General features: G+C 59.8%; 23 protein-coding genes. 10 read left to right on the plus strand and 13 right to left on the minus strand.

What is annotated here, in order from left to right:
• Positions 1-47: 47 nt before the first annotated feature.
• Entirely contained in the window at positions 48-1,301 is a 1,254-nt protein-coding gene (locus L6418_RS05595) for a 6-phosphofructokinase (protein ID WP_237248487.1), read from the minus strand.
• A gap of 184 nt (positions 1,302-1,485) precedes the next feature.
• Here L6418_RS05595 and L6418_RS05600 point away from each other — a divergent pair, with 184 nt between their 5' ends.
• On the plus strand, positions 1,486-2,262 hold the full coding sequence (locus L6418_RS05600; RefSeq protein ID WP_237248488.1) for an MBL fold metallo-hydrolase: 777 nt from the start codon (positions 1,486-1,488) through the stop codon (positions 2,260-2,262).
• Positions 2,263-2,366: 104 nt separating this feature from the next.
• On the opposite strand, the gene L6418_RS05605 is transcribed toward L6418_RS05600, so the two are convergent.
• From L6418_RS05605 to L6418_RS05635, 7 genes are read right to left on the minus strand one after another with little or no spacing between them, the layout of a single operon-like run.
• On the minus strand, positions 2,367-2,765 hold the full coding sequence (locus L6418_RS05605) for a heme-binding protein (RefSeq protein ID WP_237248489.1): 399 nt from the start codon (positions 2,763-2,765) through the stop codon (positions 2,367-2,369).
• A 2-nt stretch (positions 2,766-2,767) separates the two neighbouring features.
• Entirely contained in the window at positions 2,768-3,424 is a 657-nt protein-coding gene (gene adk, locus L6418_RS05610; protein WP_237248490.1) for an adenylate kinase, read from the minus strand.
• 20 nt (positions 3,425-3,444) lie between these two features.
• Complete coding sequence (kdsB, locus tag L6418_RS05615) at positions 3,445-4,203, minus strand: 3-deoxy-manno-octulosonate cytidylyltransferase (protein ID WP_408641574.1); 759 nt, start codon at positions 4,201-4,203, stop codon at positions 3,445-3,447.
• A 5-nt stretch (positions 4,204-4,208) separates the two neighbouring features.
• Positions 4,209-4,394: a Trm112 family protein gene (locus tag L6418_RS05620; protein ID WP_237248492.1), complete on the minus strand. Its 186-nt coding sequence runs from the start codon at positions 4,392-4,394 to the stop codon at positions 4,209-4,211.
• Positions 4,394-5,377 (minus strand): tetraacyldisaccharide 4'-kinase, encoded by a 984-nt coding sequence (lpxK, locus tag L6418_RS05625; RefSeq protein WP_237248493.1) that lies wholly within the window; start codon positions 5,375-5,377, stop codon positions 4,394-4,396. Before lpxK ends, L6418_RS05620 begins: the two co-directional genes overlap by 1 nt.
• Before the next feature lie 9 nt (positions 5,378-5,386).
• Complete coding sequence (locus L6418_RS05630) at positions 5,387-5,812, minus strand: biopolymer transporter ExbD (RefSeq protein WP_237248494.1); 426 nt, start codon at positions 5,810-5,812, stop codon at positions 5,387-5,389.
• 9 nt (positions 5,813-5,821) lie between these two features.
• Complete coding sequence (locus L6418_RS05635) at positions 5,822-6,427, minus strand: MotA/TolQ/ExbB proton channel family protein (RefSeq protein WP_237248495.1); 606 nt, start codon at positions 6,425-6,427, stop codon at positions 5,822-5,824.
• Between the two features lie 404 nt (positions 6,428-6,831).
• On the opposite strand from L6418_RS05635, the gene xseA reads away from it, so the two are divergent.
• From xseA to L6418_RS05680, 9 genes are all read left to right on the plus strand, one after another.
• A complete protein-coding gene (gene xseA, locus L6418_RS05640) occupies positions 6,832-8,166 on the plus strand; it encodes an exodeoxyribonuclease VII large subunit (protein WP_237248496.1) in 1,335 nt (444 codons plus the stop codon).
• Positions 8,167-8,210: 44 nt separating this feature from the next.
• On the plus strand, positions 8,211-9,857 hold the full coding sequence (locus L6418_RS05645; protein ID WP_237248497.1) for a glycosyltransferase family 39 protein: 1,647 nt from the start codon (positions 8,211-8,213) through the stop codon (positions 9,855-9,857).
• A complete protein-coding gene (locus tag L6418_RS05650; RefSeq protein WP_237248498.1) occupies positions 9,854-10,225 on the plus strand; it encodes an EamA family transporter in 372 nt (123 codons plus the stop codon). The genes L6418_RS05645 and L6418_RS05650 overlap by 4 nt, the downstream gene beginning before the upstream one ends.
• Positions 10,226-10,375: 150 nt before the next feature.
• A complete protein-coding gene (locus tag L6418_RS05655; RefSeq protein ID WP_237248499.1) occupies positions 10,376-11,497 on the plus strand; it encodes a DegT/DnrJ/EryC1/StrS aminotransferase family protein in 1,122 nt (373 codons plus the stop codon).
• Positions 11,498-11,540: 43 nt separating this feature from the next.
• Entirely contained in the window at positions 11,541-12,614 is a 1,074-nt protein-coding gene (locus L6418_RS05660; RefSeq protein ID WP_237248500.1) for a glycosyltransferase, read from the plus strand.
• Positions 12,611-13,534 carry a formyltransferase gene (locus L6418_RS05665; RefSeq protein ID WP_237248501.1) on the plus strand — a complete coding sequence of 308 codons (924 nt, stop codon included), beginning with the start codon at positions 12,611-12,613 and terminating at the stop codon, positions 13,532-13,534. The genes L6418_RS05660 and L6418_RS05665 overlap by 4 nt, the downstream gene beginning before the upstream one ends.
• Positions 13,535-13,544: 10 nt before the next feature.
• Positions 13,545-14,588 carry a bifunctional UDP-4-keto-pentose/UDP-xylose synthase gene (locus L6418_RS05670; RefSeq protein WP_237248502.1) on the plus strand — a complete coding sequence of 348 codons (1,044 nt, stop codon included), beginning with the start codon at positions 13,545-13,547 and terminating at the stop codon, positions 14,586-14,588.
• Between the two features lie 80 nt (positions 14,589-14,668).
• Positions 14,669-15,574 carry a polysaccharide deacetylase family protein gene (locus tag L6418_RS05675; RefSeq protein WP_237248503.1) on the plus strand — a complete coding sequence of 302 codons (906 nt, stop codon included), beginning with the start codon at positions 14,669-14,671 and terminating at the stop codon, positions 15,572-15,574.
• Positions 15,575-15,629: 55 nt separating this feature from the next.
• On the plus strand, positions 15,630-16,478 hold the full coding sequence (locus L6418_RS05680) for an HDOD domain-containing protein (RefSeq protein WP_237248504.1): 849 nt from the start codon (positions 15,630-15,632) through the stop codon (positions 16,476-16,478).
• Between the two features lie 34 nt (positions 16,479-16,512).
• Here L6418_RS05680 and L6418_RS05685 read toward each other — a convergent pair whose 3' ends face one another.
• From L6418_RS05685 to L6418_RS05705, 5 genes are all read right to left on the minus strand, one after another.
• Entirely contained in the window at positions 16,513-17,679 is a 1,167-nt protein-coding gene (locus tag L6418_RS05685; protein WP_237248505.1) for a nucleotide sugar dehydrogenase, read from the minus strand.
• 69 nt (positions 17,680-17,748) lie between these two features.
• Positions 17,749-18,138 (minus strand): DUF302 domain-containing protein, encoded by a 390-nt coding sequence (locus L6418_RS05690; protein ID WP_237248506.1) that lies wholly within the window; start codon positions 18,136-18,138, stop codon positions 17,749-17,751.
• Between the two features lie 20 nt (positions 18,139-18,158).
• Complete coding sequence (miaA, locus tag L6418_RS05695) at positions 18,159-19,100, minus strand: tRNA (adenosine(37)-N6)-dimethylallyltransferase MiaA (protein ID WP_237248507.1); 942 nt, start codon at positions 19,098-19,100, stop codon at positions 18,159-18,161.
• A complete protein-coding gene (locus L6418_RS05700; RefSeq protein ID WP_237248508.1) occupies positions 19,097-19,306 on the minus strand; it encodes a hypothetical protein in 210 nt (69 codons plus the stop codon). Before L6418_RS05700 ends, miaA begins: the two co-directional genes overlap by 4 nt.
• Positions 19,303-20,583, minus strand: a complete 1,281-nt coding sequence (locus L6418_RS05705; protein WP_237248509.1) for an MFS transporter — start codon at positions 20,581-20,583, stop codon at positions 19,303-19,305. Before L6418_RS05705 ends, L6418_RS05700 begins: the two co-directional genes overlap by 4 nt.
• Positions 20,584-20,589: the final 6 nt, after the last annotated feature.

Raw genomic sequence — 20,589 nt, forward strand, 5'->3', positions numbered from 1 at the left:
TCTCCTCAAGTAAAAACCGCCCCTTGCGGAGCGGCGAGTTAGCGACGTTAAATCTTGAATTCCACCAGCTTCTTTGCGACAGCTACATTCTTCAACTGCACGTATTGCGGCATGCCGTCCTTGTAAGGAGGATAGTCTTCGCCCTTGATCAGCGGGGCAAGATAGGCGCGGCATCTTTCGGTGATGCCGTAGCCGTCGGCCGTAATGAAGTTGCGCGGCATGAACTTCTCGACATTGGCCACTTTCGACAGCGGGGCGACGCCGACCTTCCATTTGTAGGGCTTGTCTGAAATGCGCTCCACCGTGGGCATCACCGCGTTCTGTCCCTTGAGTGCCAGCTCGACGGCCGATTTGCCAAGTGCATAGGCCTGTTCGACGTCGGTCCTGGAGGCGATGTGGCGCGCCGCGCGTTGCAGGTAATCGGCGACAGCCCAGTGGAATTTGTAGCCCAGCGCATCCTTCACCATGTTGGCGACCACCGGCGCGGCGCCGCCCAGCTGTGCGTGACCGAAGGCGTCGCGCGTGCCCTGTTCGGCGAGGAAGCGGCCATCCGGATAATGGCAGCCTTCCGATACCACGACGCTGCAGTAGCCGTGCTTCTTGACCATCGCATCCACTTTGGCGAGGAATTTCTTCTGGTCGAACTCGATTTCCGGGAACAGGATGACGACCGGGATTCCGTGCTCCTCGACAAGGCCGCCTGCCGCAGCGATCCAGCCTGCATGGCGTCCCATCACTTCGAGCACGAATACCTTGGTCGAGGTCTTGGCCATGGAACGTACGTCATAGCTGGCTTCCAGGGTGGAGATGGCGATGTATTTGGCAACGGAGCCGAAACCGGGGCAGCAATCGGTGATGGGCAGGTCGTTGTCTACCGTCTTCGGTACATGGATGGCCTGCACCGGGTAGCCCATCTTTTCCGACAGTTGCGAGACCTTGTAGCAGGTGTCGGCGGAATCGCCGCCGCCGTTGTAAAAGAAATAGCCGATGTTGTGGGCCTTGAACACTTCGATCAGGCGCTCATACTCGCGCTGGTTCTGTTCCAGAGATTTGAGTTTGAAGCGGCAGGAGCCGAAGGCACCGGAAGGGGTGTAACGCAGGGCGGAGATGGCTTTGGCGGATTCTTTGGAGGTGTCGATCAGGTCTTCGGTGAGTGCACCGATGATGCCGTTGCGCCCCGCATATACCTTGCCGATCTTGTCTTTATGTTTGCGGGCGGTTTCGATGACGCCACAGGCTGAAGCATTGATGACGGCGGTGACGCCGCCGGACTGTGCATAGAACGCGTTCTTCTTTGCCATACTTTTAGCTCTCCATGAGTGATTTAGTAGTGACTTTCGAGCACGATGCCGGGGCTATCTTACGCCTTTCGATGTGTCATGTGTTGCCGAAGAAAATCATGCCCTGTCGGCTTGGGGCGGACTCAAGTAGAATGGCGCCGATGCTCGGTAAGTGTCCATAAAAATCCAGGGGGAGAGAAGCAGAATGGCCATCGAATTATTCAATAACGGCAAGCACCAGTGCCTGATGTTCGACGATCTGGTGGATGATTCCGCCGGCGAGGCGGTGCAGGCCAACCAGTTCCTGATCGTCGATAACGGCGAAGGCGCGCTGGTCGATCCGGGCGGCAACATGACCTATAACGGTCTGTTGATGGAGATGCACAATTATTTCCCGCCCAAGAAGCTGAAGTACATTCTGGCTTCGCACGCAGACCCCGACATCATCGCCTCGGTCAACAAGTGGATGATCCATTCCGACTGCAATGTGATGATCTCCAAGCTGTGGGTGCGCTTTGTGCCCCATTTCTGCAGCGGCGACAACTCTTCCGGACGAGTGCTCGGCATCCCCGACGAGGGCATGAATATTCCCCTCGGGAGTTCCGTCATCAAGGCGATCCCGGCCCACTTCATGCACTCGGAAGGCAACTTCCAGTTCTATGATCCAGTCAGCAAGATCCTGTTCTCGGGCGACATGGGTGCTTCCATCGTGGGCCATACCGAGGCTGACAAGCCGGTCGAGAACTTCAAGTCGCATATCCAGTACATGGAAGGTTTCCACAGGCGCTACATGATTTCCAACAAGATTTGCCGTTTCTGGGTGAATATGGTGCGCCAGATGGATGTCGAGGCGATCGTGCCCCAGCATGGGCGTTCTTTCGTTGGCAAGAAAATGGTGAACGAATTCCTGAACTGGATCGAAGCCCTGCCTTGCGGCATCGACCTGCTGACGCAGGATAACTACCGGGCGCCGGCCAACTGATTTTCATGTATGCGCTGAGCGGGCATCATCCGTGTGCGGATGATGCCCGTTTCATTTGATGAGCGGTATTGCTTGTGCGGTAAGGGGAGCGAACCAGCCGCGGATCAAAGTGCGCTCGCCCCGGCCTGGGCGATCTGTCCGTCCTGGATGGAACGCACTCCGCTGATGCCGAGCGCGCCGACGACGACTCCGTCACGCACCAGCGGCACGCCACCTTCAGCCGGTATCACCCCCGGCAGGGCAAGGTGGATGAGCCGGCCGCTGAGTACGGCATCCTCGGAGGCCTTGGTCGGACGCTGAAAGGCAACAGCGGCGTGTGCCTTTGCGATGGCCGTTTCGACGCTGCCGAACTGGGTGTCATGGCTGCGTTGCAGATAGAGCAGATGGCCGCCGTCGTCCACCACCGCAATGACGACCTTCCACTCGTTGGCGCGCGCTTCATTTTCGGCGGCCGCGGCAACGCGTCTGGCATCTTCCAGTGTGAGGATGGGTTTGCCGGCCATGGTCACTTGCCCAGTGCGCGGAAGACCTGGTCGCGTATGCCTTCCACGCTGCCCACTCCCGGGATGTGTATGATTTTCGGGGCCTTCAGGTCTCCGGATTTGGCCCAGGCGGTGTAGTACTCGACCAATGGCTGGGTCTGCTCGTGGTAGACGTTGAGACGCTTGATCACGGTATCTTCCGCATCGTCCGGTCGTTGCACCAGTTCCTCGCCGGTGATGTCGTCCTTGCCGGGCACTTTGGGGGGGTTGAATATCTCGTGGTAGGTGCGTCCCGATGCCAGATGCACGCGGCGGCCGCCCATGCGCTGGACGATCTCGCTGTCGGCCACGTCGATTTCCACCACATAGTCGATGCGGATGTCAGCATCCTTCATCGCCTGTGCCTGGGGAATGGTGCGGGGAAATCCGTCGAACAGGAATCCTTTGGCACAATCGGCTTCCTTGATGCGCTCCTTGACCAGGTTGATGATGATCTCGTCGGAGATCAGGTTGCCCGCATCCATCACTTTTTTGGCTGCGAGGCCGAGCGGTGTGCCCGCCTTGATGGCGGCACGCAGCATGTCGCCGGTAGAAATCTGCGGGATGCCGAACTTTTCCTTGATGTAATTCGCCTGGGTGCCTTTGCCGGCTCCGGGTGCTCCTAACAGGATCAGTCTCATGGTTCGTTCCTCCAGTTAATTTATCGTCTCGTTTCGAAAATCTTTCTGGCAAGCAGCAGGTCTGCTTCGGTGTCCACGCCGCTGGGCGGAGCCTCGGGCGTGATGGCTACGCCGATCCGGTAGCCATGATACAGCGCGCGGAGCTGCTCCAGCGATTCGATCTGTTCGATCTGTGCCGGGGCCAGCTGGCCATATATCCGCAGGAAGCTGGCGCGATAGGCATAGATGCCGATGTGCCGCAGCGCATGGGCGTGTTGCGGCGACGGCAGGTTGCCGGCATAGGCATCGCGCGGCCAGGGAATGGGGGCGCGGCTGAAATACAGGGCATTGCCTTGCTTGTCCAGCACTGCCTTGACGATGTTGGGATTGCGCATGGACGCTTCGTCATGGATGGGGTGGCATGCCGTGGCGATGGCGCAATCCGGATGGTCGTGCAGATGTTGCGCGACGGAGCGGATGAGGGCGGGCGGGATCAACGGTTCGTCGCCCTGCACGTTGACCACGATGGTGTCGTCGGCCCAGCCTTGTTGCGCCGACACTTCGGCGATGCGGTCGGTACCGCTGTTGTGGTCGGCGCGCGTCATGCAGGCCTGAAAACCGTGTTCTTGGGCGGCGGACACGATGGGCTGGTGGTCGGTTGCGATGATGACCTGCCCGGCACCGCTGAGCGAGGCCTGCTCTGCCGCGCGAATCACCATCGGTTTGCCGCCGATGTCCAGCAATGGCTTGCCGGGCAGGCGGGTGGAGGCAAAACGGGCGGGGATGACGACCTTGAAGATCGCTTTCAAAGTGCCTCGACCTCTTGTGCGCTCAGTTCGCGTGCCTCGTCTGCCAGCATCACCGGGATGCCGTCCTTGATGGCGAAAGCCAGGCGGTCGGCCTTGCAGATCAGCTCCTGTTCGGCCTTGCGATAGATGAGCGGGGATTTGCACAGCGGGCAAACCAGGATATCGAGAAGTTTGGCGTCCATTACGGCGTGACCTTTTTTAGGATGAGTTGGGTGAGGGACGGATCGATTTGTGCATCCACTCGCAGCACCCAGCATCTTTCGGTGGCGAAGGTTGCACATTTTACCGCATCTTTTTCAGTCATGAGTATCGCATCCGCATCGGCGAAGGCGATATCGCTCGCGGCATAGCGGTGATGGTCAGGGAAAGCATGCGGTTGCACATCCAGCCCGAGCTGGTCGAGGTGGGAAAAGAAACGACGCGGATGGCCGATGCCTGCAATGGCATGCAAACGCTGGCCGGCGAATTCGCCCGCCGCAACCTCGATCTCAGGATTGAGCAGGTTGTAGAAGAGCGAGCCGTGCAGGCTCATGGAGAATTCCCCGTCGCCTGCCTTGCCGCCGTTGATCACGACCGCATCGACCTGGCGCAACCGCGATACCGGCTCGCGCAGCGGGCCTGCCGGCAGCAGCAGGCCGTTGCCGAAATGCCGCGCACCATCGACGACCGCGATCTCGGCATCCCGCTGCAGGCGATAGTGCTGCATGCCATCGTCGCTGAGCACGATGTCGCATTCGGGATGCGCCTGCAGCAGGGCCAATGCCGCTGCCGGACGGTCACGGCCGATCCATACCGGGCATAGCGCACGCTGCGCCATCAGCAGCGGTTCGTCGCCGACATCGTCGGCGTCATCGGTGCCGCTGACTTCCTGCGGCGCTTTGTGCCCTCTGGCGGTTCTGGTGTAACCGCGGCTGATGATGCCGGGGTGCCAGCCGTTATCGATCAACTGCCGGGCCAGCCATAGCGTGAGCGGCGTCTTGCCGGTGCCCCCTACGCTGATGTTGCCGACGACGACAACCGGGACAGGCAGCTTGACCGAAGCGACGATCCCGCTGCGGTAAAGGAAGCGCCGCACGGCAGCCAGTGCGCGGAAGAGCAGGCTGGCGGGAAGCAGCACCAGGTGAAGCGGCGAGAGTCGATACCAGTGGTGTTGCAGCCGCTCCATGCCGGGTGTCTATTTGTTGTTCTGGTTCTGGGTGGTGAAGGTGATGCGTCCGAAGCCGGCGATGCGTGCGGCTTCCATGATGTTGATGACGGACTGGTGGGTTGCCTTGCCATCGGCGTTGATGATGATGGTCGGGTCGTTCTGGCTGCCGGCAGCCTTGCGCAAGGCTGCGCTGAAATCCGCTACGCCGTTGAAGGGCGTGCGCACGCTGTTCACCGCATAATGTTCGGAGGCATCGACCGCGACATTGATCGGTTTGCCCGGGGGCGACACGCCTTCATCTCCGGCGGCCTGGGGCAGGTTGATCTGCAGTTGGGCGAAGTTCGAGTAGCTGGTGGTGACCATCAGGAAGATCAGGATCACCAGCAATACGTCGATCATCGGGATCAGGTTGATCTCCGGCTCTTCACGGGTGATGCCGCGCCGAAAATTCATAAGGCCCCCTTATTTCCGTTCGCCATGCACGATCTCGACCAGCTTGATCGCTTGCTGCTCCATCTCGATGGTCAGGCTCTCGACCTGGGCGCGGAAGTGGCGGTAGGCGATCATGCTGGGCACGGCCACGATCAGGCCAAACGCCGTGTTGTAAAGGGCGACCGAGATGCCGTGTGCCAGTTCGGTGGGGGCTGCGCCGCCGGCATTCTGCGAACCGAAGATCTCGATCATCCCGATCACCGTGCCGAACAGGCCAAGCAGGGGGCTGATGGAAGCGATGGTGCCCAGGGTGGTGAGGAAGCGATCGAGCTGGTGGGTGGCGCTGCGGCCGGCCTCTTCGATCGATTCCTTCATGACCTCCGGCGAGCTCTTGATGTTCTTCAATCCGGCGGCGAACACCATGCCCAGCGGCGAGCCTTCGCTCAATTTGGCGAGCATCTGCTGGCTGACGCCGCGCTGTTTGAGTTCTTGTACCACTTCGTCCAGCAGGGCGGGGGGCACGATCTTCTTGCTGCGCAGGAAGATGGCTCGTTCGATGATGAGTGCGCCAGCGACCACGGAAGCGATGAGGAGTAAATAAATCGGCCAGCCGGCTGCTTCAATGAGTGTGAACACGCAACGTCTCCAGGAAATTATGCTTAAATTCGAAGGCGGCACTGTATCTTGTAGGGCATGTTTGAGCAAGGTGGGCGAGGAGTGCTGCGCGCTAACTGAGCGCTGTATAAACGATTTGTTTTCTTATGCACAAAATCTGTGGATAACTTTGTGCATGAATATCCGGGATGGCCATCGGAACCCTAGTACTGTCGCGCTTTCCGGATAATCGCTCAAAAAATGCGCCGCATTAAAATCGATTAAAAACAATGACTTGATGTAAGTTGTCATCTGCGCGAAATGTAATCCCCATGGAAAGCGGCGAATTTGCTGGGGTTGTGGATGGAAACGAATTGTCAATATGCCATTTGGCCTAATTGCGATAAAAAATTTTGCCTTGGGCAAATGCGGGATCGGGAATCTGGATGGATAAAAACCATGTGTTGAGTGTGCGCGAATTGAATCTCGCGGCAAAACAATTGATTGAAAGCGGCATCCCGTTATTGTGGGTGCGTGGCGAGATATCGAATTTCGTCAGTGCGGCTTCCGGGCACTGGTATTTTTCGCTCAAGGACGAAGCTGCCCAGGTCCGATGCGTGATGTTTCGCCACAAGAGTCAGTACCTGGATTTCAAACCTGCCAACGGCATGCAGGTCGAGGTTCTGGCACTGGCCACGCTCTATGAAGCGCGGGGGGATTTTCAGCTGACGTTGGAAAGGATGCGTCCGGCGGGACTGGGCGCGCTGTATGAGGCGTTCGAGCGCCTGAAATCCAGGCTTGAGGATGAAGGATTGTTTGATGCCGACCGCAAGCGCGCCCTGCCGCTGCTGCCAAAACAGGTCGGCATCGTCACCTCGCCGCAAGCGGCTGCGCTGCGCGATGTGCTGCGTACCTTGGCGAACAGGATGCCTGGCGTGCCGGTGGTGTTGTATCCGACGCCAGTGCAGGGCGAGGGCTCCGCGCAAAAGATCGCGCAAGCGATCAGGGCGGCGAGCCAGCGTGCTGAGTGCGACGTATTGATCGTGTGCCGTGGCGGCGGCAGCATCGAGGACCTGTGGGCATTCAACGAGGAAGTCGTGGCGCGGACTATTGCCGCCAGCCACATCCCGGTGGTGTGCGGAGTGGGGCACGAGACCGACTTTACCATTGCCGATTTCGTGGCCGACTTGCGTGCCGCCACGCCGACGGCGGCGGCTCAAGCCGTGGTGCCGGATCGGCAGGAATTGCAGCAACGCCTGGTGCAGCAGCGACGGCATCTGGCGCGTGCGGCCATGCGCCAGTTCGAGCAGCGCATGCAACAGGTGGATTTCCTGCAACGGCGGCTGGTGCATCCGGCGCAACGCATTCGCCAGCAAAGCGAGCGCCTGGACGGATTGCAACAGCGCGTGCGGCTCGCCCAAACCTATGCCATGCAGCATCAGCAGGCGCGCTGCAATGTGTTGTGGCAGCGGTTGCGGGCGTTGCGCCCGGAGATTAGCCGCGCGCGCGAACAGCATGCCAACCGGGCCCGGCGGCTAATCTCGGTCATGCGCAACCTGCTGGATCGCCATGACGCGCGGCTGGTCGCATTGCAGCAGCACTTGCAGTTCCTCGATCCGCAACAGGTGCTGGCGCGTGGATACAGCCTGGTGCGCGATGCGCGAGGCGACATCGTGGCGAGCAGCGAGCAGCTCGCCCCGGGAGAGCTGTTGGACATCACGTTTGCGCAAGGCGGGGCACGTGCCGTGGTGCAGGAAAAGCGCGGGCGCCAAACGGATTAGGTTAAAATCCGCGCCTGTTCTTTCAGTCCACGAATTGTTTCTTTATGACGAATGACATTTCCCGACGCGGACTCTGGCTGTTGTTGCTGCTGGTCGCGATCATCTGGTTCGGCAATCTCGAATACCGCAAACTCATCCGGCCGGACGAGGGCCGTTATGCCGAGATCCCGCGCGAGATGACGGTGAGCGGCGACTGGACGACGCCGCGCCTGAACGAGCTGAAGTATTTCGAGAAACCGCCGCTGCAGTATTGGGCCACCGCCGTGGCATATGAGGTGTTCGGCGAGCATCAATGGACCTCGCGTATCTGGGCGGCGCTGACCGGTTTTGCCGGCATCCTGCTGGCATGGTTCGCAGGCACACGCCTGTTCGGGCGCGAGGCGGGCATCTATGCGGCATTGTTGCTGGGCAGCAGCATGCTGTACGCGATGTTGGCGCATATCAACACGCTGGACATGGGGGTGACCTTCTTCATCACGCTCGGTCTATTCTCGCTGCTGCTCGCCCAAGGCGAAGAGCGGGTCGCGACCCGACGCAACTGGATGTTGCTGGCCTGGGCCGGGCTGGCGCTGGCCGTGTTGAGCAAGGGGCTGATGGGGCTGATCCTGCCGGGGGCTGCGCTGTTCCTGTATTCCGTGTTCAACCGGGATATCGGCGTGTGGAAACGCATGCACTGGTTCAGCGGCTTGTTGTTATTCGCGCTGATCGCGGTTCCCTGGTTCGTGCTGGTGATCAAGGCCAACCCGGAATTTTTCCAGCGTTTTTTCATTTACGAACATTTTGAGCGCTTCACCACCAAGGTGCACGGGCGCTTCCAGCCCTGGTATTACTTCGTGCCTATCCTGTTGCTGGGCATGATGCCGTGGACGCTGCTGATGTTCGACACCTTGCTGCGCACATGGCGCGGGAGCGTGCAGAAGGCCAGATCATTCAGTCCGGAACGTTTCCTGCTGGTGTGGGCGGTGTTCGTCTACCTCTTCTTCTCGGTTTCCGATTCCAAGTTGCCGTCTTACCTGCTGCCGATGTTCCCGGCGTTGGCGCTGCTGATGGGCAAACAGCTTGCGGAAATGAATGCGCGCCGCCTGTTCTGGCTGACGCTGCCCGTGCTGGCCGTGGTGGTGGCGTTGCTGGCGGGGGCTCCTTTTGCCGACAGGGCTGCCGATACGCCGTTGCAGCATGAGATGTACGGCAACTACTCGGTGTGGCTGGTGATCGCAGCGGCGAGCTGGTTCGTCGGGGTGGCTGGCGCATTGTGGCTGTTGCGCCGCGAACGCAAGATGATCGCCGTCATCTTGCTGTCGTTCTCTTCGCTCACTGCCGCGCAGTTGGCCACCTCGGGCTACAACACCATCGCCCCGGAGCGTTCCAGTTATATCCTCGCCGAAGCCATCAAACCGCTGATCAAGCCGGAGGTGCCGTTCTACTCCGTGTTCTGCTACGAGCAGACGCTGCCGTTCTACCTCAAGCGCACGTTCACTCTGGTGAGCTATCAGGACGAGATGGATTTCGGCATCAAGATGGAGCCGGAACGCTGGATACCCTCGGTGGAGCTGCTGGCCAAGCGCTGGAGCGCACAGGCGCAGGCTTATGCTATCGTGCCGACGCAACTGTTCTATATCCTCCAGCAGCAGGGAATGGCAATGAAAGAGATTTATCGTGACGAACAATATGTGGTGGTGAGCAAGCCATGAACCTGGTCAGTTTCGGTTTGATTTTTACCGGCGTGATGCTGAACGCCGCTGCACAGATCCTGATGAAGGCAGGTACCAACGCCATCGGTCATTTCGAATTCAGCGCGGCGAACATCCTGCCCATCGGCTGGAAGCTGGCGACCGAATGGCACATCGTTACCGCGCTGTTCTGCTACGGCATCAGCGTGGTGGTGTGGATACTGGCGCTGTCGCGCGTGCCGGTCAGCATCGCCTTCCCGATGCTGTCCATGGCCTATGTGGTCAATGCAGTCGCTGCCTGGTACCTGCTGGGCGAGGCCTTCAATCCGACCAAGCTGGCCGGCATGGGGGTGATCATCCTCGGTGTCATCATCATTTCAAGAGCTTGAGATTGACCGTCATGCCGGCGACGGACGGTATCCAGACAAGTGAAAGGATTCTCCGCACCGCGGAGATAAAACCAAAGGCATTTTGATAAAACCGCTGGATTCCGGCCTGCGCCGGAATGGCGGATTTGTAGAATAGAAACGGATGAAATTATGAGCGAATTCTTACCCTTTACCAGACCTTATATCGACGAAGCAGCCATCGCGGCCGTTGGCGACGTGCTGCGTTCCGGCTGGGTCACCAGCGGCCCCAAGGTACTGGAATTCGAGAAGCAGCTCTCCGCATATTTCGGCGGGCGCCCGGTACGTACCTTCAACTCAGGTACCTGCACCATGGAGATCGCCTTGCGCATTGCGGGCATCGGCGCCGGCGACGAAGTCATCACCACCCCCATTTCCTGGGTGGCCACTTCCAATGTGATCATCGAGACCGGGGCCACGCCGGTATTTGCGGACATCGACCCGGCCACGCGCAACATCGATCTGGACAAGGTCGAAGCGGCGATCACGCCTCGCACGAAAGCCATCATCCCGGTCGATCTTTCCGGTTTGCCGGTGGATCGCGACAGGCTCTACGACATCGCCAGGCGCCACAAGCTGCGCGTGGTGGAAGACGCGGCGCAGGCCATCGGCTCGCTGTGGAAAGGCAAGCGCATCGGCTCGTTCGGCGATTTCGTGTCGTTCAGTTTCCAGGCCAACAAGAACCTCACCACCACCGAAGGCGGCTGCCTGGTGCTGAACAACGAGGATGAGGCACGGCTGGCGGAAAAATATCGCCTGCAAGGCGTGACGCGCAGCGGTTTCGACGGCATGGAGGTTGATGTGCTGGGCGGCAAATACAACATGACCGATGTCGCCGCCGCCATCGGCCTGAACCAGTTGCCGCAGCTGGATGCCATCACTGCGCGTCGCCATGCCTTGGCGAGGCATTATTTCGCGACCTTCGGCGCGGATTTCGAGCGGCAGACCGGGGTGCAGCTGCCGTTGGCGAATTTCGAGAACACCAATTGGCACATGTTCGAGATCGTGCTGCCGCAAGGGGTGGTGCGTGCCGGGTTCATGGAAAAGATGAAGGCCCGCAACATCGGCTGCGGTGTGCATTACCCGCCTATCCACCTGTTCAGGATGTACCGCGAGCGCGGCTTCAAGGAAGGCATGTTCCCTGTCGCGGAGAGCGTAGGGCGCCGCATCGTCACGTTACCGTTGTTCCCGAAGATGGGCGAAACGGATGTCGAGCGCGTGGTGAAGGCTGTTCGGGAAGTGCTGGCAAGTTAGCGAATTTCGTTATCTCGCCTCTCTGCGGTAAAATGCCGCCCCTATGAGTACACCCCAACTTTCCGTCGTCATCCCAGTTTATAACGAAGAGCAGGGCCTGCATGCCCTGTTCGACCGTCTGTATCCCGCACTGGACAAGCTCGGCATCGGTTACGAGATACTGTTCGTCAACGACGGCAGCCGCGACCGTTCCGCCGCTATCCTGCGCGAGCAGTTCCAGAAACGGCCGGATGTGACACGGGTGGTGCTGTTCAACGGCAATTTCGGCCAGCACATGGCGATCATGGCCGGTTTCGAGCACTGCCGCGGACAACGTGTGGTGACGCTGGATGCCGATCTGCAGAATCCGCCCGAAGACACCGGTCTGCTGCTGGCCAAGATGGACGAGGGATACGATTACGTTGGATCCATCCGTCGCCAGCGCAACGACAGCTGGTGGCGGCATGTCGCCTCGCGCGCCATGAACGGGCTGCGCGAGAAGATCACCCGCATCAAGATGACCGACCAGGGCTGCATGTTCCGCGCCTACGACCGCAACATCATCGACGCGATCAACAGCTGCAAGGAAGTGAATACCTTCATCCCGGCATTGGCCTACAGCTTCGCGCGCAATCCCGCCGAGGTGGTGGTGGGGCATGAAGAGCGCGCAGCGGGGGAATCCAAGTATTCGCTGTACAGTCTGATCCGTCTTAATTTCGACCTGATGACCAGCTTCTCGCTGGTGCCGTTGCAGATGTTTTCCATGCTGGGGATGCTGATTTCGGTACTCTCAGGCCTGTTCTTCGTCTTCCTAGTCGTGCGTCGCCTGGTGATAGGCCCCGAAGCCGAGGGCTTGTTCACCCTGTTTGCGCTGATGTTCTTCCTCATCGGTATTGCGCTGTTCGGTATCGGCCTGCTGGGTGAATACGTCGGGCGCATCTACCAGCAGGTACGTCATCGCCCGCGTTATCTGGTCGAAGCAGTGCTGGAGCAGTCCGAGAAGGGGGAGGAGGGAAGCGGGAAGGGCAAGGCAGCTGCTCCCGACGCTGCTGAGACCGCACCCAGGAAAGCCAGGGCGAAGGCCAAGCCTGCCGGTGATGCGGCGCATCCTTCCTTGTTCGCGGATGGTGAGGAATGAGCAGGGCCGTCGTCTTAGCGTATCACAACGTTGGCGTCCGATGCCTCAATGTCCTGCTGGCGCACGGCGTCGATGTGGCGCTGGTGGTGACTCATCGCGACAACCCGAAAGAGACCATCTGGTTCGAGAGCGTGCAGAAGCTGGCCGAACTGCACGGCATCCCGACCATCACGCCGGACAATCCGAATGTGCCGGAAGTGGAAGAGCGGATACGCGCCTTGCAGCCGGATTTCTATTTCTCGTTCTACTACCGCGAGATGTTGAAAGCGCCGCTGCTGGCCATTCCCAGGCGCGGTGCGCTGAACATGCACGGTTCGCTGCTGCCTAAATATCGCGGGCGTGTGCCGGTGAATTGGGCGATAATCCGCGGCGAAACGGAAACCGGCGCGACGTTGCACTACATGACCGAAAAGCCCGACAACGGCGACATCGTGGCGCAGCAGGCTGTACCCATCCTGCCAAACGACACGGCATTCGAGGTGTTCCAGAAGGTGACGGTGGCAGCAGAAATGGCGCTGAACGGCGTGTTGCCCTCGCTGTTGGCAGGCAAGGCACAGGCAGTGAAACAGGATCTGAGCAAGGGTGCCTATTTCGGCGGGCGCAAGGCGGAAGATGGCATCATCGACTGGACGCAGTCGGCTTCGCAGATACACAACCTGGTGCGCGCTGTAGCGCCCCCGTATCCCGGAGCGACGACACAAGTGATGGGCAAGTCGATGCGCATCCTGCAGACGCTGGTCGGCGAACGCGCAGCTTCAGGCAAGGAACGGCCAGCCTTCTACGTTAAAGAAGGCAGGGCGTATGCGACATGCGGCAGCGGGCTGCTGCGAGTGGTGCGCTTCGAGCTGGACGGTGTCGAAATGAGTGCCGCAGAATTCGCAGCGAAGTACGGCGCGGAAAAGTTTGAGTTCAATCGTTGAGGAAAAAGAAATGAAGAAAGTACTGATCCTGGGTGTGAACGGCTTCATCGGCCACCATCTGTCCAACCGCATCCTGGCCACCACCGACTGGGAAGTCTACGGCATGGACATGAGCACCGACCGCATCTCCGACCTGATCGGCAAGCCGCGCTTCCACTTCTTCGAAGGCGACATCACCATCAACAAGGAATGGGTCGAGTACCACGTCAAGAAATGCGACGTGATCCTCCCGCTGGTTGCCATTGCCACACCGGCCACCTATGTGAAGCAGCCTTTGCGCGTGTTCGAACTGGACTTCGAAGCTAACCTCCCCATCGTGCGCGCCTGCGTGAAGTACAACAAGCACCTGGTGTTCCCATCGACCTCCGAAGTCTACGGCATGTGCCACGACGAAGAATTCGACCCGGAAAATTCCGAACTGATCTGCGGCCCGATCAACAAGCCGCGCTGGATCTACTCCAACTCCAAGCAGCTGATGGACCGCGTGATCTGGGGTTACGGCATGCAGGACAACCTGAACTTCACGCTGTTCCGCCCGTTCAACTGGATCGGCGCCGGCCTGGATTCGATCAATACGCCGAAGGAAGGCAGCTCGCGCGTGGTGACCCAGTTCCTCGGCCACATCATCCGCGGCAACAACATCAGTCTGGTGGACGGCGGCCATCAGAAACGCGCCTTCACCTATATCGACGACGGCATCGACGCGCTGATGAAGATCATCGAGAACAAGAACGGCGTGGCTACCGGCAAGATCTACAACATCGGCAACCCGACCAACAACTACGCCATCCGCGACCTGGCCGACATGATGCTGAAGCTGGCCAAGGAATATCCGGAGTATCGCGATTCCGCCGCCAAGGTGAAGATCGTCGAGACCACTTCCGATGCGTATTACGGCAAGGGCTACCAGGATGTGCAGAACCGCGTGCCCAAGATCACCAACACCTGCGAAGATCTTGGCTGGAAACCGTCCACCACCATGGCCGACACCCTGCGCAAGATATTCGACGCCTATCGCAGCCAGATCGCCGAAGCACGCGGCCTGGTCGACTGAAAGTGCTGAGTAACGAGTGCCGAGTGCTGAGTTAACACCAGTACTCAGCACTCAGAACTCGGCGCTCAGTACTCGTCTTTATGAAACAAATCGCCCTCAAGATCGATGTGGACACCTATCGCGGCACGCGCGAAGGTGTGCCACGTCTGGTGGAAACGCTGAAGAATCATCACGCGCAGGCCAGTTTTTATTTTTCCCTGGGGCCGGACCATACCGGACGTGCGATCAAGCGCGTGTTTCGTCCGGGATTCATGAAAAAAGTGTCGCGTACCTCGGTGCTGGAACATTATGGTTTCAAGACCCTGATGTACGGCACTTTGCTGCCGGGGCCGGACATCGGGCGCAATTGTGCCGATATCATGCGTAGCGTGCGCGATGCGGGTTTCGAGGTGGGCATCCATTGCTACGACCATATCCGCTGGCAGGACCATGTGGCAGCCAAAGGGGCTCGCTGGACCAAGCGCGAGATGCAGCGGGCGGTCGGGCGATTCACCGAGATATTCGGCACCCCGCCCAAGGCCCATGCGGCGGCAGGATGGCAGACCAATCGTCATGCCTTGCGGCAGACACAGCACCTGGGCTTTGAATACAGCTCCGATACGCGCGGTACGCGGCCATTCATTCCGACCTGGGATGCCGAGATTATCGCCTGCCCGCAATTGCCCACCACCTTGCCGACGCTGGACGAACTCGTCGGGCGCGACGGCATTACCATCCAGAATGTCGCCCAGCATCTGCTCGACATCACCAGCAAGCCGTCCGAGACCGGTCATGTCTATACCCTGCATGCCGAGCTGGAAGGGCAAAAGTGGATGCCGATCTTCGAGCAGCTGTTGCAAGGCTGGACGGCGCAGGGCTACGAACTGGTATCGATGCGTCAATACCTGCAAGGATTCAAGCTGGCCGATCTGCCCAGATACGAAGTGAAACCCGGTATGGTCGAAGGACGCAGTGGTACGCTGGCGGTACAAGGCCGGAACAGCTAAAGATTGCTGTAAAAATGCCGTAAACTGCTGTGTACCGGTATGGGGAGGGGCAATCATGCAACAGCAGAATGTGACAGGGTTGGATGGCTGGGTCGATTTCCTGACCAGGGCGGACCTTCCGGTGCTCAAGCAGACCGCGCGCGACCTGGATGCGCTCCACCAGGACCAGAACCGGTTGAGCGCGCGAGCCGTTGCCCAGGTGATCGCGGTCGATCCGATGATGACGGTCAAGCTGTTGCGCTATCTCCAGCAACATAAACGGCGCAGCCAGACCAGCGAAGTGATGCAGGTCGAGCAGGCGCTCATCATGCTGGGCGTCGAAGCCTTCTTCAACAAGATACCCTCCCAACCCACGGTGCAGGATGTGCTGAAAGGCCAGATGGATGCCTTGGTCCATCTGCTGCATGCGATCCATCGTGCGCACCGTGCCTCGGAATATGCCTATGATTGGGCGGTGCGGCTGAACGACCTGCATTACGAGGAGGTCCGCATAGCGGCGTTGCTGCATGATTTGGCCGAGATGCTGATGTGGTGTTTTGCACCGCAGGACATGCTGAAAGTGCGTGCCATGCAGCAGCAGGACAAGACGCTGCGCAGTCGGGTGGCGCAGGAGCAGGTATTCGGGTTTGCCCTGGGCGACCTGCAGAAGAAACTGGTCCAGCAATGGGAACTGCCGGAATTGCTGATGACCCTGATGGACGATGCGAACGCCAAGAAGACCCGGGTGAAAAACGTCGTGCTGGCGGTCAACCTGGCGCGCCACTCGGCCAACGGCTGGGACGATGCGGCCTTGCCGGACGATTACAAGGATATCGGCGAGTTGTTGCGTACAAGTGCGGAGCAGGCGATGCTCATCGTCGGTGCCGAAGCGGGCATCGTGTGCGACCTGAGCAAGCCGCACTGAGCCGGTTCATCTCCCTGCCTGCCAAGGCAGGCGTTCAGTCTTTCCCAAACAGGTCCCTGCTATAGACCTTGTCCGCCACATCCCGGATGTCGTCGGTGATGCGGTTGGCCACGATGACGTCGGCCTGCTTCTTGAATTGAGCCAGGTCGTTCACTACCCTGGAGTGGAAGAATTCCGGCTCCTTGAGCGCGGGTTCATACACGATCACCTCTATCCCCTTGGCCTTGATGCGTTTCATGATGCCCTGGATGCTGCTTGACCTGAAATTGTCGGAGCCGCTCTTCATGACCAGGCGGTGGATGCCGACCACGCCGGGGTTGCGCTTGATGATGCTTTCCGCGATGAAATCCTTGCGCGTTGTGTTGGACTCGACGATAGCATGGATCAGGTTCTGCGGCACGTCGCGGTAATTGGCCAGCAGCTGTTTGGTGTCCTTCGGCAGGCAGTAGCCGCCGTAACCGAACGAAGGGTTGTTGTAGTGGTCGCCGATGCGCGGATCGAGGCTCACCCCCTGGATGATCTGTTTCGTATCCAGTCCATGCGTGGCCGCGTAGGTGTCGAGCTCGTTGAAATAGGCCACGCGCATCGCGAGATAGGTGTTGGCAAACAGCTTGATCGCCTCGGCCTCGGTCGAGTCGGTAAACAGGGTCGGGATGTCCTGCTTGATCGCGCCTTGCTTCAGCAGGTTCGCGAAGGTCTCGGCACGCTTCGAGCGCTCGCCGACCACGATGCGGGACGGGTGCAGGTTGTCGTACAGCGCCTTGCCTTCGCGCAGGAATTCGGGCGAGAAGATGAGATTGTCGCACTTGAGTTGCTGCCTGAGCTTGGCGGTATAGCCGACCGGGATGGTGGACTTGATGATCATCACCGCTTGCGGGTTGATGCTCAGCACATCCTTGATCACCGCCTCGATGGATTTCGTGTTGAAGTAGTTGGTTTCGGGGTCGTAATCGGTCGGCGTGGCGATGATGACGTATTCCGCACCGGTGTAGGCCTCGCGCTTGTCCAGCGTGGCCTTGAAATTGAGCTTTTTGTGCGTCAGGTAGTCCTCGATCTCGACATCTTCGATCGGCGACTGCTTGCGATTGAGCATTGCCACCTTTTCCGGAACGATGTCGATGGCCACGACTTCGTTGTGCTGGGCAAGCAGGATGGCGTTGGAAAGGCCTACGTAACCGGTACCGGCGATGGCGATTTTCATGGAATGAACGTTAGCGTAATGTGAAAACGATGGCGCGCATTATACGCGATGGAGGTTTACAGGCATCTTTCAGACTTGTGTCAGCGCGCGTTCGATCCTGGCATCCGCTTCTGCAGCCAATGCGACCAATTTGGCATCGCCCATGATCTTCATCATTCCGGTCGGCTTGGCGAATTCGACCGACACCTTGCCCGGCGCGAATTCGCGGATCACCGCATTGCAGGGCAACAGGCTGGCCACGTCGCTGTTTGCGGTATACGCCTCGTAGGCCAGATTCGGGTTGCATGCGCCGAGGATCACGGTGGGGATGATCTCCTTGCCGGTTTTCTCCTTGATCTTGCTGTGCATGTCGATACGGGTGAGGATGCCGAAACCCTCGGCAGCGAGGGCTTTGGTGGCGCGCTCGATGGCATGGTCGAAGGTGTCGTGGATTTCGCGTTTGAAGTTGATGGCGGTCATGGTGGTCTCCTTGTTCGGGTTCAATGGGCGATGCCAGCCTGTTCGGCGATGGTTAGGACAGCAGAGGCAAGCTCCGGTTTCAGGCAATCCAGTTCGATAATATCCGGTGTTGAGCGCAACCATGTCAGTTGGCGCTTGGCCAGTTGCCGTGTTGCGGCGATGCCGGTCTCCAGCAGTTGCGGTCCGGTGATCTCGTTTTCGATGAATTGCCAGGCTTGCCGATAGCCGACGCAGCGCATCGAAGTCATGTTCGGATGCAGTGTGTATTTTTTGCGCAAGCGATGCAACTCATCCACCAGCCCCTGTTCCAGCATCTCTGCGAAGCGAGTGGCAATGCGCTGGTGCAGCACGGCGCGGTCGGAAGGGATGAGCGCAATGGGCAGGATGCGGTAGGGCAGCGGGTTCTGTTCCTGCTGCTTGAGCAGCACCGACATCGGCTGGCCGCTGAGTCGGTAGATCTCCATTGCGCGCTGGATGCGCTGCGTGTCGGTGGAATGCAGCCGGGCGGCGGTTTCGGCATCCACCTCGGCCAGCCTGGCGTGCAGGTGTTCGATACCTTGCTGCGCGATCTCGGCATCCAGCTCGGCGCGCAGTGCGGCATCGGCTTGCGGCAACGGGCTCAGGCCTTCGCGCAGCGCCTTGAAATAGAGCATGGTCCCCCCCACCAGCAGCGGGACCTTGCCGCGCGCGGTGATGTCCGCCATCAGGCGCAACGCGTCATGGCGAAAGGCCGCGGCGGAATAGGCTTCGGTGGGAGGGATGATGTCGATCAGGTGGTGCGGTGCGCGGGCCAGCGTGGCGGCATCCGGTTTGGCGGTGCCGATGTCCATGTCACGGAACACCAGTGCCGAATCCACGCTGATGAGTTCCACCGGAAGTTTTTGCACCAGTTCCACGGCGACGCCGGTCTTGCCGCTGGCGGTGGGGCCCATCAGGAAGATTGCAGGGGGCAGAATGTTCATCCCAAATAATCCGTTAGGACAAAGCGAGTCATTCCGGCGCAGGCCGGAATCCAGTGAAACAAGACCACCGCGCAGCGACACAACCAGCTGTCCCGCTTCGCGGGAATCATTTTTTCAACTGGATGGCCGTCCCTCGAAACTGCGGCCGCTGGCCTTGTTTTCCGGCCTGCGCCGGAATGACGGGGGAAATCAATGTTGGCGTTCATGCCAACTCCTGATGTCGCGTCTCGTGTATCGCCAACACGGCCAGCACGCTGATCGCCGCCGCGACCGAAATGTATCCGCCCACCCAGGCAAGGCCGCCATGCTGCACCAGTTGCTGTGCGAGGTAAGGCGCCAGCGACGCGCCGAGGATGCCGCCCAGATTGTAGGCCGCGCCTGCGCCGGTATAGCGCACGGCGGTCGGGAACAGTTCCGGCAGCAGCGCGCCCATCGGTGCAAACGTCGCACCCATCAGGAACAGTTCCAGGCTCAGGAACACAGTGATCGACACCGGCGAACCGCTGTTAAGCAGTGGCTCCATCAGAAAACCGGACAGCAGCGCGGCAATACCCGCAACCAGCAACACCGGGCGGCGGCCATAATGGTCGCCCAGCCAGGCGGAGAGCGGCGTGGCGGCTGCCATGAAGACGACCGCGATACACAGCATGCCTAGGAATTGCGGACGCGGGATGCCGAGCTTGCTGACGCCGTAGCTCAGCGAGAACACCGTGGTGATGTAGAACAAGGCGTAACACACCACCATGATCAGCGCGCCCAGGATCAGCGGCTTGGCGTGGTGTGCGAACAGCGGAACCAGCGGCAGCTTCACCGGAGGGTTCGCCTTCAGTGCCCGGGTGAATACCGGCGTCTCTTCCAGCTTGAGCCGCACATAAAGCCCGATCGCCACCAGCACCGCGCTGGCAAGGAAGGGGATGCGCCAGCCCCAGGCGCGGAACTCGGCATCGCTGAGCAGATTCGCCAGTAACAGGAAACTGCCCACCGCGAACAGGAAGCCGACAGGAGGGCCAAGCTGCGGGAACATGCCGAACCAGCCGCGTTTGCCCTTGGGCGCATATTCCGCTGCCAGCAAGGCCGCGCCGCCCCATTCGCCACCAAGTCCGATGCCCTGGCCGAAGCGCAGCAGGCACAGCAGCAAAGGTGCCACCCAGCCGACGGCTTCATAACTCGGCAGCACGCCGATCAGCGTGGTGGAGGTACCCATCACCAGCAGCGACGCCACCAGCGTCGTCTTGCGCCCGATGCGGTCGCCGAAATGGCCGAACAGCAGCGCACCGAAAGGGCGTGCGACGAAGGCGATGCCGAAGGTGAGGAAGGCGTTGAGTGCCTGCACTGCCGGATCGCTGTTGGGAAAGAACACCGGGCCTATCACCATCGCCACGGCGAGGCCGTAGATGTAGAAATCGTAGAACTCGATGGCGGTGCCGATGAAGGAGGCGAAGGCGATGCGGGTGGTAAATGAACGTTGAGTGGTGGTATTCAATTTACT

This window comes from Sideroxyarcus emersonii (assembly GCF_021654335.1).
Classification (GTDB): Bacteria; Pseudomonadota; Gammaproteobacteria; order Burkholderiales; family Gallionellaceae; genus Sideroxyarcus; species Sideroxyarcus emersonii.

What these genes read in the sequence shown, in the direction of transcription:
- L6418_RS05645 (WP_237248497.1), top strand. Translation starts at nt 8,211, where the DNA reads ATGACGAATGACATTTCCCGACGCGGACTCTGGCTGTTGTTGCTGCTG.
- L6418_RS05685 (WP_237248505.1), bottom strand. Translation starts at nt 17,679, where the DNA reads ATGAAAATCGCCATCGCCGGTACCGGTTACGTAGGCCTTTCCAACGCC.
- L6418_RS05680 (WP_237248504.1), top strand. Translation starts at nt 15,630, where the DNA reads ATGCAACAGCAGAATGTGACAGGGTTGGATGGCTGGGTCGATTTCCTG.
- adk (WP_237248490.1), bottom strand. Translation starts at nt 3,424, where the DNA reads ATGAGACTGATCCTGTTAGGAGCACCCGGAGCCGGCAAAGGCACCCAG.
- L6418_RS05670 (WP_237248502.1), top strand. Translation starts at nt 13,545, where the DNA reads ATGAAGAAAGTACTGATCCTGGGTGTGAACGGCTTCATCGGCCACCAT.
- lpxK (WP_237248493.1), bottom strand. Translation starts at nt 5,377, where the DNA reads ATGGAGCGGCTGCAACACCACTGGTATCGACTCTCGCCGCTTCACCTG.
- xseA (WP_237248496.1), top strand. Translation starts at nt 6,832, where the DNA reads ATGGATAAAAACCATGTGTTGAGTGTGCGCGAATTGAATCTCGCGGCA.
- L6418_RS05595 (WP_237248487.1), bottom strand. Translation starts at nt 1,301, where the DNA reads ATGGCAAAGAAGAACGCGTTCTATGCACAGTCCGGCGGCGTCACCGCC.
- L6418_RS05700 (WP_237248508.1), bottom strand. Translation starts at nt 19,306, where the DNA reads ATGAACGCCAACATTGATTTCCCCCGTCATTCCGGCGCAGGCCGGAAA.
- L6418_RS05620 (WP_237248492.1), bottom strand. Translation starts at nt 4,394, where the DNA reads ATGGACGCCAAACTTCTCGATATCCTGGTTTGCCCGCTGTGCAAATCC.
- L6418_RS05630 (WP_237248494.1), bottom strand. Translation starts at nt 5,812, where the DNA reads ATGAATTTTCGGCGCGGCATCACCCGTGAAGAGCCGGAGATCAACCTG.
- L6418_RS05660 (WP_237248500.1), top strand. Translation starts at nt 11,541, where the DNA reads ATGAGTACACCCCAACTTTCCGTCGTCATCCCAGTTTATAACGAAGAG.
- L6418_RS05605 (WP_237248489.1), bottom strand. Translation starts at nt 2,765, where the DNA reads ATGGCCGGCAAACCCATCCTCACACTGGAAGATGCCAGACGCGTTGCC.
- L6418_RS05675 (WP_237248503.1), top strand. Translation starts at nt 14,669, where the DNA reads ATGAAACAAATCGCCCTCAAGATCGATGTGGACACCTATCGCGGCACG.
- L6418_RS05600 (WP_237248488.1), top strand. Translation starts at nt 1,486, where the DNA reads ATGGCCATCGAATTATTCAATAACGGCAAGCACCAGTGCCTGATGTTC.
- L6418_RS05665 (WP_237248501.1), top strand. Translation starts at nt 12,611, where the DNA reads ATGAGCAGGGCCGTCGTCTTAGCGTATCACAACGTTGGCGTCCGATGC.
- L6418_RS05650 (WP_237248498.1), top strand. Translation starts at nt 9,854, where the DNA reads ATGAACCTGGTCAGTTTCGGTTTGATTTTTACCGGCGTGATGCTGAAC.
- L6418_RS05655 (WP_237248499.1), top strand. Translation starts at nt 10,376, where the DNA reads ATGAGCGAATTCTTACCCTTTACCAGACCTTATATCGACGAAGCAGCC.
- miaA (WP_237248507.1), bottom strand. Translation starts at nt 19,100, where the DNA reads ATGAACATTCTGCCCCCTGCAATCTTCCTGATGGGCCCCACCGCCAGC.
- L6418_RS05690 (WP_237248506.1), bottom strand. Translation starts at nt 18,138, where the DNA reads ATGACCGCCATCAACTTCAAACGCGAAATCCACGACACCTTCGACCAT.